Here is an 11,343-nt window from a genome sequence, read left to right on the forward strand (position 1 = left end):
TTGGGGAGGGCGGAGCCCTCCCCACTGGGAGCACGGGGTTTGGGGGGGGCGGAGCCCTCCCCGACGGCGAAGCGCGACCCAGCGGGGACAGCGTGCTCTCCGCCGGCAGGCCGGGCTCCGGGAGGACCGCCGCCGCTCAGGCGGGCGCCATGCGTGCCACCCAGCGCATCGCCGCCTCGGCGGTGGCCACGGCCTCCACCTCTGGCGGCGCTGCCGGCCGCGCCACCATCACCACCGTCACGCCCAGTTCCCGTGCCGCGCCGAGCTTCGCGGCCGTGGCGGTGCCGCCGGAATTCTTCGTCACGATCGCCTCGATGCCGTGCGCCCGCAGCAGCGCCCGCTCGTCCTCCAGCGCGAATGGCCCGGTGGCGGTGATGACCGTGGCCCCTCGCGGCAGCAGTGCCTCGGGCGGCGGATCGACGCTGCGCACCAGGTAGCGGTGCCCGGGCGCCGCCGCGAAGGGCGCCAGCTCCTTCCGCCCGACCGTCAGCAGCACCCGGCGCGGCAGCGGGCCGAGCGCGCGCGCGGCGGCCTGCATGTCCGGCACCGCGACCCAGCAATCGCCCGGCCCGGCCACCCAGGGCGGCCGGCGCACCGCCAGCAGCGTCACGCCGGCGAGCCGCGCCGCCGCGGCCGCGTTGGCGGAGATGCGGGCGGCGAAGGGGTGCGTGGCGTCCACCAGCAGCCGCGTGCCGGTCTCGCGCAGGTGCTGCGCCAGCCCCCCGGCGCCGCCGAAGCCGCCGATGCGCGTCGGGATGGGCTGCGGGCGCGGCGCGCGCGTGGCGCCGGCCAGCGAGAGGGTGGCGTCGAGGCGCCCATCCGCCGCCAGCAGCCGCGCCAGGGCCGAGGCCTCCGTGGTGCCGCCGAGGAGCAGGAGCTTCGGCCGTGACGAATCCGCCGCCATGGCTCGCCATCCTGGGGATCGGCGAGGACGGGGTCGATGGGCTTTCCGCCGCCGCGCGGACCCTGCTGGAAGGCGCCGAGGCGGTGTTCGGCGGCGCCCGCCACCTGGCCCTGGCGGCGCCGCTGCTGCGCGGCGAGGCGCATCCGTGGCCGAGCCCGATGACCGCCGCCTACCCCGACATCCTGGCGCGCCGGGGCCGGCCGGTCGCGGTGCTGGCCTCGGGCGACCCGTTCTGCTTCGGCGTCGGCAACGCGCTGGCGGGGCTGGTGCCGGCGGGCGAGTTCCTGTGCCTCCCCGCGCCCTCGGCCTTCGCGCTGGCCTGCGCGCGGCTGGGCTGGGCGTTGCAGGACTGCGCCACGATCTCCTTCTGCGGCCGGCCGCTGGCGGCGCTGGCGCCGCTGCTGCAACCGGGCGCGCGGGTGCTGGCGCTCTCGGCCGATGCGCGCACGCCGGCGGCGGTGGCCGCGATGCTGCGGGCCAACGGCTTCGGCCCGACGCGGCTGCACCTGCTGGAAGCCCTGGGCGGCCCGCGCGAGCGCCGGCGCAGCGCCCCCGCGCACGCGGCGGCCTTCGCGGCGGTGGATCCGTTGAACCTGCTGGCGCTGGAGGTCTCGGCGCTGCCCGGCGCGCGGGTGATCCCACTCGCCTCCGGCCTGCCGGACGCGCTGTTCGAGCATGACGGGCAGCTCACCAAGCAGGAGGTGCGCGCCGTGACCCTGGCGGCGCTGGCGCCGCGGCGGGGCGAGCTGCTGTGGGATATCGGGCTCGGCTCCGGCTCCGTCGCCATCGAGTGGCTGCTGCGGCACCCGGCCAACCGGGCGATCGGGCTGGAGCCGCGCCCGGACCGCGCGGCGCGGGCGGCGCGCAACGCGCTCGTGCTCGGTGTGCCGGGGTTACAGGTGGTGCCGGGGCGGGCGCCGGCGGCGCTGGCCGGGCTGCCGGTGCCGGACGCGGTGTTCCTGGGTGGCGGGGCGGCCGGCGAGGGCGTGCTGGAGGCGGCCTGGGCGGCGCTGCGCCCGGGCGGGCGGCTGGTGGCGAACGCCGTGACCATCGAGACCGAGGCGGCGCTGTTCGCGGCGCATGCGCGCTGGGGCGGTACGCTGACGCGGATCGGCGTGGAGCGGCTGGACGGGGTGGGCCGGATGCACGGCTTCCGGCCGGCGATGACGGTGACGCAGTACGCGGCGGTGAAGGGGTGACGGGGGTGGATTCCAGCCCTGGCGGACGAGGGGGCGACGCCGAGGTCGTCGCCGAGATCGGCGCGGACATTGTCGCCGGGATCGGCTGCCGGCCGGGCTGCGTGGCCGAGGCGGTGGTCGCGCTGGTGCGGCGGGCCGAGGCGGTGTCCGGCCGTCGCGTGACGCGACTGGCGGCACCGGAATTCCGGCGGGATGCGGCGGCGCTGGCCGAGGCGGCGGCGGCGCTGGGACTGCCGCTCGCATGGGTCGGGCGGGAGGCGCTGCTGGCGGTGCAGCCGCGCTGCGTGACGCGGTCGGCGGCAGCGGCGCGGCATACCGGCATCGCCTCGGTGGCGGAGGGCTGCGCGCTGGCGGCAGCGGGGGAGGGGGCGCGGCTGCTGGTGGCGCGGGTGGACGGGGACAAGGCGAGTTGCGCGTTGGCCACGCACTGAGCCGACCGGCCGTTGCCGGCGGAACGGCGGATAAATCGCGAAACGAAATTAACTCGCCCCGGATGCTTGAATATTCGTATAATCCGGAATTGCCGGGTTTGGGCCGGAATGATCCGGGCGCCACGGGTCGTGTGTCACGGAAAGCAATGAACGCAGCCTCTTCGTCGCCCGTCGCATGGCGCTTCCCTGGCATGCTGGCGTGTCTCTTGCTGGCCGGTTGCGTCACGAACAACCTGTCCACCCAGAACGCCCAGATCGTGCCGGCCGGAGGCGGCGTGGCGGTTCCTTCCCAGGCGGCGCCGCTTCCGGCGCCACGTCCCGCGCAGGGCATGACATCGACGGCCAGGCTGATGTCGGCCAGCATGATCACGGTGAGAAAGACCACCACCTCCGGGGCGACGCTTCTGCTGGCCAACCTGCATTCCCTGAACCCGGACTGCACGCCGATCGGCCCGGTCGAGGCACGGATCGCGACACCGCCGGCGCACGGCACCGTCCACATCGCCATGGGCACGGCCTTTCCGAGCTACGTTCCCGGCGATCCCCCATACGCCTGCAATTCGAGGCGCCTCCCGGCGACCCTCATCTCCTACCAGCCGACGCCCGGCTTCACCGGACAGGACGTGGCGGTCGTCGAGACCTTCTTTCCCTCCGGCAGATCGCCTTCGCTTCGTTTCGAGATCACCGTCCGATAGGAACGGCGGCATCGGGGCGAGGCGGCGCCGGTACCGTCGGCGCAGGCCCACACCCACACCCACGCTCACGCATTGTGCCTCCTGCCCCAGCCGGCGGCCGAGCAGGCATCGCGACCGCTGGCGGCACGGGTTGCAACGGGAGCGTCGGGGCAGGGACAGCCACCAACTCCCTCTTTCCGATTGCCCGGTCGGAACCGGAGTGCCGCGCGCCGCCCGACGCGGAACGATGCGCGCCGGAGGTACCCCATGACCGGATTCCGCTGCGTCGCCATCCCGACCGAAACCGCCGACCGCTTCCGCCGCACCGGCCTGGACGACCGCGGCAACGCGCTGCGCCGCGCCGTGGCGGCGGCGGGCAGCCACTTCCCCTGCCGCCACTGCCTGCGCCTCGCCGCGCCGGGCGAGGCCGTGCTGCTCGGCTCCTACGACCTGCCACGGCCGCTTGGCGTCTACTGGACCCCGAGCCCGATCTTCCTGCACGAGGCACCGTGCCCGCGCGCCGAGGCGGCGAACCGGATCGCGCCGATCGTGCTGGCCAACCCGCTGGTCTCGGTGCGCGCCTACGACGCGGCCGACCAGTGCCTCTACGATCTCGGCCAGGTCTGCGCGGGCGGCGAGGTCGAGGCGCCGCTGCGGCGCGCGCTCGGCGATGCCCGGACGGCCTTCGTCAGCATCCACACCGCCCGGCCCGGCTGCCTGCTCGCGCAGGTCGAGCGCCTGCCGGGCGGCCCCTGAACCGCAACCGGCCTGCCGGCCGCGCGCGGCCACGCTGGAGCCGTTCCGGCCTGATACGGTCAGGCGGGAACGGCTCAGCTTTTTGATTTTTCGCATTGTCCGAGTCGCCGGGTGAGTACGCCCAGCTTGAAAACGCTCTGGAGCGGAACGCAAACCGGTTGGGACTGCGTGCCGCCGCATCCCGTTGTTTTCCGAGCGGATTCACGCCTCCGGGCGTAGCCGCCCTCCGGCGATCCGCTCTAAGCCGGCAGCGTCACCTCCGCCCGCAGCCCCCCCTCCGCGCGGTTCCGCAGCACCACGTCGCCGCCATGCGCGCGCAGGATGTTGCGCGCGATCGGCAGGCCGAGCCCGGTGCCGCCCGTCTCCCGGTTGCGGCTGCCCTCCAGCCGGCGGAAGGGCTGGAACACGCCCTCCAACTCCTCCTCCGGCACGCCCGGGCCGCTATCCTCGATCGCCAGCCGCACCACCGTGCCGCGCCCCCGGCCGTCCGGCCGCGCCGGGGCGAGGCGGATGCGCACGTCGCCGGCATAGGCCAGCGCGTTGTTCACCAGGTTGGCCACGGCGCGCTTCAGCGCCACCGGCCGGGCGCGCACGGTCAGCCGGTCCGGGCCCTCGTAGGCGAAATCCTGCGGCTCGGCCTCGGGGCGCGCATCGGCCGCCTCGTCCAGCACGGTGCGGCAGAGCGCGGCGAGGTCGAGCGGCCCGGCCGGCTCGGTGGCGGCGTCGTCGCGGCCGAAGGCCAGCGTCGCCGTCACCATCGCCTCCATCTCGTCGAGGTCGGCCAGCATCTTCCGGCGCTGCTCGTCGTCGTCCATGAACTCGGCGCGCAGGCGCAGCCGGGTGATCGGGGTGCGCAGGTCGTGCCCGATCGCCGCCAGCATCTGCGTGCGGTCCGAGACGAAGCGGCGGATGCGCTCGGCCATCAGGTTGAAGGCGCGGGCCGCGATCGTCACCTCGCTCGGGCCCCGCTCGGGCAGGGGCGGGGCGTTGACGTCGCGCCCGAGGCGCTCGGCGGCGGCGGCCAGCAGCCGCACCGGCCGCGTCAGCCGGCTCACCGCCCAGAGGATCAGCCCCGCCGCCGCCACCGTCATCAGCACGAAGGCGATCAGGAAGGTGGGCGAGTGCCAGGGGCGCGGCGGCGGCAGCTCCACCCGCAGGTTCAGCCACGGCCCGTCGGCGAGGCGCAGGCTGGCCAGGAAGCCGCCCGGATGGCCGAGCCCGGCCATGCGCATCTCGGCGGGCCGCAGATGCGGCGGCGGGCCGGGATCGGCCAGCGGCGGGCGGGCGCCCGGCGGCTCCTCGGATCCCGGCCGGCCGCCGGCTCCGTCCCGCAGGGGGCCGTAGGGCCGATCCTCCGCCGCCCGCTCGCCCGGCTTCTCCGCGGGCCGCCCCCGGCCGATCCGGGGCGGCAGCAGCAGGTCCGGCCCGCGCCGCCGCGCGAAGCTGGCCAGCATGAGGTCGAGATGGAACAGCCGCATCGTCTCGGCCGAGGGCGGCGGCATGCCCGGTCGCACGGCGGGAACGGTGGAAAGCTCGAAGTTCAGCCCCGGCTGCGGCTCGGCGTCGAGCAGCAGCAGGGCCCGCCGTTCGGGCGGCGCCAGCACCACCGCGCGCCAGGCGCCGAAGGCGCGGGCCATGATCTCGCGCGCCTGCACCTCGCGTTGCAGGTCCACCCGGTCCAGCGCGTGGATGGTCAGGCCAAGGCCCTGCACCAGCATCAGCCCGGCCAGCAGCAGCAGCGCGGTGCGCCCGCCCAGCGTGCCGGGCAGCCAGCGGCGCAGCGTGGCGCGCAGGGAGGCCGGCACGCGCTACTCGCTGCCGGGCAGGCGCTCGATGCTGGCCGCCAGCACGTAGCCGCCGCCGCGCACCGTCTTGATCAGCGAGGGGTTGCGGCCGTCGTCCTCCAGCTTGCGCCGCAGGCGCGAGACGGCGACGTCGATGGCCCGGTCGAAGGGCCCGGCCTGCCGGCCGCGCAGCAGGTCCATCAGCATGTCGCGCGTCAGCACCCGGTTGGGGCGCTCCACCAGCACCAGCAGCAGCTCGTACTCGCCCCCCGTCAGCGGCACCTCGGCGCCGTCCGGGTTGAGCAGGCGGCGACGGCCCGGCTCCAGCGTCCAGCCGGCGAAGCGGATCGCCTTGGGCGCCGGTTCCTTGGTGCCGCCCGGGGTGGCGCCCCCCTCGCCGGCGCGGCGCAGCACGGCGCGGATGCGCGCCAGCAGCTCGCGCGGGTTGAAGGGCTTCTGCATGTAGTCGTCGGCGCCCAGCTCCAGCCCGACGATGCGGTCGGTCTCCTCGGCCATGGCGGTCAGCATGATGATCGGCACGGTGGAATCCGTGCTGCCGGGGCCGCGCAGCCAGCGGGCGAAGTCGAGCCCCGGCTCGCCCGGCAGCATCAGGTCGAGCACGACGAGGTGGTAGCGCCCGAGCGGCCACAACCGTCGTGCCTCCCGCGCGTCGCGCGCCGGGGTCACGCGCATGCCCTGGCGTTCGAGGAAGCGTGTCAGCAGGTCGCGGATCTCGCGGTCGTCGTCGACCACCAGGATGTGCGGTTGCGGCTCCATGATGGGTACACCATAGCCTGTTACAGACGAGGGGCGGCAGCCACCGCTGTTGCGGAGCGTTGCTGCCGCCGCCGCTGTTGCGGATCGTTGCAATTCTCCACCGGGGCCGGCATCGCCGCGCAACATGGCGGCGGCAGCATGCCGGGCACGGACGAGGCTCGGAGAGACGCCCCATGAAGAGACGCACGCAGTCCCGCTGGCTGTTCGCCCTGCCCGTGCTGGCCGTGGCGGGAATTTCCGCCGTCGCGCTGGCACAGCAGGCGCCGGCTTCCCCCTCGGCCGCGCCGCCGGGCGCCCCCGCCGCCACGCCGCCCGCGCCGCCGCCCGACGGCCCGCCCGGCCCCCGCCCGCCCGGCCCCCCCAGGGGAGAGCGGATGGGAGAGCGAGGGGGGGAGCGCATGGGCGGCCCGCGCGGCTGGGGCGGCCCGATGGCCGGACCCATGATGGCCGGCCCCATGGGAGCTCCTCCCGGGCCGATGGGCGGCCCGATGGGCCCGATGATGCGCCACCGCGGCGGCCCCTTCGCCGGGCTGATCTTCCATCGCGGCGACCGCCACCTGACCCCGCCCGAGGTGCAGCGCATCGTCGAAGGCTTCCTGCTCTGGAACGGCGAGCGTTCCTGGCGCGTGGTGGACGTGAAGGAGGCCGAGGAGAACACGGTCGAGTTCGGCCTCGCCCCCGCCGAGGGCGGCGCCTTCGCCCGCTTCCGCATGGACCGCGCCACCGGCCGCATCCACCGGGTCGGGTAGGTATTCCGGCCGGCTGGCCGGAACGGGGCCGTGCCTCCGGGGGGCGGCCCTCGGGCATGGCCCTCCGGACGCGGCCCCCGGCGCGGGCCCGGCCCTCCCGGGCGGGCGCCCGCGCGACCGCCGGGGGGCGCCTCGGCGGCGCGCCTCGCCTGCCGCATCCCCCTCGGGTCTGCCCCCGCCTCCCTGGGGTGGCCCGGCGCGGCGGCCATGGGGTTCCCCCCTTCGCCATGGCCGCACGGACGGGCCCCGCTCCCCCGCGGGGCCCGTCCGACCCACCCCCGCTCCCCCCTCCCGGCCGCGCCGGGGGCCGGCTCGCACCTTGCCCTCGCCCCCCAAGGCCACGCATGTTGCGGGCCGATCGGCAGGGATTAGAGAGGCTATGGCGGAGTTCGACCTGGCGGTGCGCGGCGGCCTCGTGGCCACGGGCTGCGGCACCACGCGCTGCGACATCGGCGTGAAGGACGGACGCGTCGTGGCACTCGGCGAGCGACTCGCGGATGCCGCCCGCACCGTCGACGCGGGCGGGCTGCTGGTGCTGCCCGGCGGCGTGGACAGCCACTGCCACATCGAGCAGCCGGACCCGGACGGGACGGTGTACGAGGAGACCTTCCTCACCGGCTCGCGCAGCGCCTTCGCCGGCGGCACCACCAGCGTCGTCTGCTTCGTGCCCGGCTGGAAGGGGGCCTCGCTCGCCGAGCGGGTGGCCGACTACGAGAAGCGCGCCGCCACGGGGATGCTCGACTACGGCTTCCACCTCGTCATCGCCGAGGCCACGGACGCCACCATCGCCGAGATCCCGCAATTCGTCGCGCGCGGGATGCGCTCGCTCAAGGTGTTCCTGACCTATGACGACGTGCATCTCGACGATCGCGGCTACCTGCGCGTCCTCGCCGCCGCGCGCCGCACCGGCGCCCTGGTCACCGTCCACTGCGAGAATTACGACGCCATCAAGTGGCGCACCGAGGCGCTGCTCGCCGCCGGCCTGACCGAGCCGAGGTACCACGCCTGGAGCCGCCCCGTGGTGGTGGAGCGCGAGGCGACGCACCGCGCCATCGCGCTGGCCGAGCTGGTGGACCAGCCGATCCAGATCTTCCACGTCTCCTGCGCCGAGGTGGCCGAGGAGATCGCGCGCGCGCAGTGGCGCGGCCTCAAGGTATGGGGCGAGACCTGCCCGCAGTACCTGGTGCTGACCGCCGACGACATGGCCCGCACCAGCGGGCGCGACGGCAGCTTCGAGGGCGCGAAGTTCATGTGCTCGCCGAGCCCGCGCGACGCGGCGGCGCAGGAGGGGCTGTGGCGCGTGCTGCGCCAGGGCACGCTCGACGTGGTCTCCTCCGACCATTCGGGCTGGAGCTTCCACAACGATCGCGGCAAGGCCAAGCACGGGCGCGACGCGAATTTCCGCGCCATCCCGAACGGCGTGCCCGGCGTCGCGGCGCGGCTGCCGATCATGTTCTCCGAGGGCGTCTCGAAGGGCCGCCTCTCGCTCGACCAGTTCGTGGCGCTGACCAGCACCAACCCGGCGCGGCTGATGGGCCTCGCCCCGCGCAAGGGCGTGATCCAGGTGGGGTCGGACGCCGACCTCGCCATCTGGGACCCGCAGAAGCGCGTCACCCTCACCAACGCGCTGATGCAGCAGGCGATCGACTACACCCCCTACGAGGGCATGGAGGTCACCGGCTGGCCGGTGATGACGGTGCGCCGCGGCGAGCTGGTGATGCGCGACGGCGTGGTGACGGCCGAGCCCGGCAGCGGCCGCTACCTGCCGCGTGCGCCCTACGATCTCATCCGGCCGACCGGGCGGCTGCCGAACGGCTTCGACACGGCGGCGCACGCGGGCTGACGGGTGGGCCGGGCCCGGGCGACGATCGGGCGCGGCGGCCCCGCCGATCCGGACCATGGTGAGAAGACCCCCTCCGGCCCGTCGGTCCGGCCCGGGCCGGCTCGGCCCCGCCGGTCCCTGCCATGGGGCCGGCCGGTCGCCAGGATCGGCGATGGATGCCAGGCGCGCCGGGAGCGGTGCGGGGCAGTGCTACGTGGTCCAGAAGCCGTCATGCGCCATGGCGGCTTCCGTCTCCATGGCCGGCCCCAGCACCTCGACCTGCCGCTGCCCGCGCGCGAACACCTCGCGACAGGGCAGGGAGAGGGTCGGGTTCTCCGCATGGGCGCCGGTAAGCCCGAGCAGGCGCCGCTCCGACAGGCCGTAGACCACCCGCCCGATGCCGCACCAGTAGACGGCGCCGGCGCACATCGCGCAGGGCTCGGCGGAGGAGTAGAGGGTGGCCCCGGACAGGGCCTCGATGCCGAGCGTCCGCGCCGCGCCGGCGGCGGCCGCCAGTTCCGCGTGGCGCGTGGGGTCGCCCCCGGGCGGGCGGCTGTCGTTGACGGCGCGCTGCACCACCTGCCCCGAGGCGTCCACCACCAGGGCGGCGAAGGGGTGGCGGCCCATCGCGCGGGCCTCGTGCGACAGGGCGATGGCTTCCGCCAGGAAGCGCCGGTCCGCATCCGAAAGCGTGCTGCCCATCCGCGCCTGCTCCTGCCGCCGTGACGGCAGCATGGCGGCGGCGCGGCCGGGCGTCAGCCCCTTTCGACGCCCGCGCCGGGATCGGCGCCCCGGCCCGGCCGGAGCCGAGATCAAGGCGAAGGGCGCGGTCAGCGCACCGGTGCTGACGCCGGTGACGAGGTCGAGGACCGGCCGCGTGCCGGCCTCGGTCCAGCCGGTCAGCAGCCCGGCGCCGCAGGCGCCCTCCTCGCCGCCGGAGTGGGAGAGCACCCTGGGGCCAGCGGCCCCCCTCCCCACGTCAGCCCCCTGCGTCAGCCCCCCAGCTCGCGGTGGACCAGCTCCGCCCAGTAGCGCACGCCGAGCGGCAGGATGGCGTCGTTGAAGTCGTAGCGCGGCGTGTGCACCGGGACGAAGCTGCCATCCTCGGCCACGCCGTTGCCGAGCATGACGTAGCTGCCCGGGCACTGCCCCAGCATGAAGGCGAAGTCCTCCGAGCCCGTCACCGGCCGCATCGCCGGGTCGACGGCCTCCTCGCCGACCAGCGCGCGCGCGACCTCGAGGGAGGTGCGGGTGCGGGCCTCGTCGTTCACCAGCACGTCGAAGATGCGCTCGTAGCGCAGCTCGGCGGTGCAGCCGAAGGTGGCGGCGACGGACTGCGCCATCTCGCCCATGCGCCGCTCGATCAGCCCGCGGATCCGCTCGTCGAAGCTGCGCGCCGTGCCGCGCACCACCAGCTCGGCGGGGATCACGTTGGGCGATTCCCAGCTGCCGCCGCCGACGTAGCCGACGCTGACCACGGCGCTCTGCAGCGCCGGCACGTTGCGGCTGACGATGGTCTGCAGCGCGCCGATGAACTGCGCCTGCGCCAGGGTGACGTCGGTGGCGTTGTGCGCGCCGTTGCCGCCATGCCCGCCGGTGCCGCGGAAGGTCACCGTCCAGGTGTCGCCGGCGGCCATCAGCGGGCCGGTGCGGGTGCAGAACCGGCCCACCGCCGTGCCGGGCCAGTTGTGCATGCCGTAGAGGCTGTCCACCGGGAAGCGTTCCAGCAGCCCGTCGGCCAGCATGGCGAGGCCGCCGCCCAGCCCCTCCTCGGCCGGCTGGAAGATGAAGTGGACGGTGCCGGCGAAGTCGCGGTGCCTCGCCAGCACCTCGGCCGCGCCCAGCAGCATGGCGGTGTGCCCGTCATGGCCGCAGGCATGCATCTTGCCGGGGTTGGTGGAGGCGTAGGGCAGGCCCGTCGCCTCCTCGATGTTCAGCGCGTCCATGTCGGCGCGCAGGCCGATGGCGCGGTTGGCCGTGTTGGAAGAGGGGGCGCGGGTGCCGGTCAGCGTGCCGACCACGCCGGTGCGGCCGACGCCCTCGGCGACGTCGAGGCCGAGCGCCCGCAGCCTTCCGGCGACGATGCCGGCGGTGCGGCGCTCCTCGAAGCCGGTCTCGGGATGGGCGTGCAGGTCGCGGCGCAGCGCCACCAGCCCGGGCTCGGCCGCGCGGATCGTGTCGAGGATGGTCTCGGTCATGGTGTGGTCCTCTCTTTCCGGGGCTCGTGGGGGGGGGCCCCCCCGGGGG

General features: G+C 75.4%; 11 protein-coding genes. 6 read left to right on the forward strand and 5 right to left on the reverse strand.

Going from position 1 to position 11,343, the window contains the following annotated elements; translation table 11 throughout:
- Positions 1 to 136: 136 nt before the first annotated feature.
- Positions 137 to 904, reverse strand: coding sequence for a cobalt-precorrin-6A reductase (locus M0638_RS24030; RefSeq protein WP_248669496.1), 768 nt, complete (start codon positions 902 to 904; stop codon positions 137 to 139).
- On the opposite strand from M0638_RS24030, the gene cbiE reads away from it, so the two are divergent.
- From cbiE to M0638_RS24050, 4 genes are all read left to right on the forward strand, one after another.
- Complete coding sequence (gene cbiE / locus M0638_RS24035) at positions 886 to 2,103, forward strand: precorrin-6y C5,15-methyltransferase (decarboxylating) subunit CbiE (protein ID WP_248669497.1); 1,218 nt, start codon at positions 886 to 888, stop codon at positions 2,101 to 2,103. The two genes, M0638_RS24030 and cbiE, sit on opposite strands and share 19 nt — an antisense overlap.
- A gap of 5 nt (positions 2,104 to 2,108) precedes the next feature.
- Positions 2,109 to 2,534, forward strand: coding sequence for a cobalamin biosynthesis protein (locus M0638_RS24040; RefSeq protein ID WP_248669498.1), 426 nt, complete (start codon positions 2,109 to 2,111; stop codon positions 2,532 to 2,534).
- Between the two features lie 146 nt (positions 2,535 to 2,680).
- On the forward strand, positions 2,681 to 3,229 hold the full coding sequence (locus M0638_RS24045) for a hypothetical protein (protein ID WP_248669499.1): 549 nt from the start codon (positions 2,681 to 2,683) through the stop codon (positions 3,227 to 3,229).
- A gap of 246 nt (positions 3,230 to 3,475) precedes the next feature.
- Positions 3,476 to 3,964, forward strand: a complete 489-nt coding sequence (locus M0638_RS24050) for a DUF1203 domain-containing protein (protein WP_248669500.1) — start codon at positions 3,476 to 3,478, stop codon at positions 3,962 to 3,964.
- 239 nt (positions 3,965 to 4,203) lie between these two features.
- Here the strand turns inward: M0638_RS24050 and M0638_RS24055 are convergent, their stop codons facing one another.
- Together M0638_RS24055 and M0638_RS24060 are read right to left on the reverse strand one after the other, a co-directional pair.
- Positions 4,204 to 5,769 carry an ATP-binding protein gene (locus M0638_RS24055; RefSeq protein WP_408903667.1) on the reverse strand — a complete coding sequence of 522 codons (1,566 nt, stop codon included), beginning with the start codon at positions 5,767 to 5,769 and terminating at the stop codon, positions 4,204 to 4,206.
- A gap of 3 nt (positions 5,770 to 5,772) precedes the next feature.
- Positions 5,773 to 6,525, reverse strand: coding sequence for a response regulator (locus M0638_RS24060; RefSeq protein WP_248669501.1), 753 nt, complete (start codon positions 6,523 to 6,525; stop codon positions 5,773 to 5,775).
- 173 nt (positions 6,526 to 6,698) lie between these two features.
- Here M0638_RS24060 and M0638_RS24065 point away from each other — a divergent pair, with 173 nt between their 5' ends.
- Both M0638_RS24065 and hydA read left to right on the forward strand, forming a co-directional pair.
- Positions 6,699 to 7,274, forward strand: coding sequence for a hypothetical protein (locus M0638_RS24065; protein WP_248669502.1), 576 nt, complete (start codon positions 6,699 to 6,701; stop codon positions 7,272 to 7,274).
- Positions 7,275 to 7,653: 379 nt separating this feature from the next.
- Positions 7,654 to 9,117 (forward strand): dihydropyrimidinase, encoded by a 1,464-nt coding sequence (hydA, locus tag M0638_RS24070; RefSeq protein WP_248669503.1) that lies wholly within the window; start codon positions 7,654 to 7,656, stop codon positions 9,115 to 9,117.
- A 189-nt stretch (positions 9,118 to 9,306) separates the two neighbouring features.
- Here hydA and M0638_RS24075 read toward each other — a convergent pair whose 3' ends face one another.
- Both M0638_RS24075 and M0638_RS24080 read right to left on the reverse strand, forming a co-directional pair.
- Positions 9,307 to 10,047, reverse strand: a complete 741-nt coding sequence (locus tag M0638_RS24075; RefSeq protein WP_345893065.1) for a nucleoside deaminase — start codon at positions 10,045 to 10,047, stop codon at positions 9,307 to 9,309.
- Positions 10,048 to 10,088: 41 nt separating this feature from the next.
- The gene (locus M0638_RS24080) at positions 10,089 to 11,294 is read right to left on the reverse strand and encodes a M20 aminoacylase family protein (RefSeq protein WP_248669504.1); all 1,206 of its coding nucleotides are present in this window, start codon (positions 11,292 to 11,294) and stop codon (positions 10,089 to 10,091) included.
- Between the last annotated feature and the right edge of the window lie 49 nt (positions 11,295 to 11,343).

This window comes from Roseomonas acroporae (assembly GCF_023223525.1).
GTDB classification, from domain to species: Bacteria; Pseudomonadota; Alphaproteobacteria; order Acetobacterales; family Acetobacteraceae; genus Roseomonas_E; species Roseomonas_E acroporae.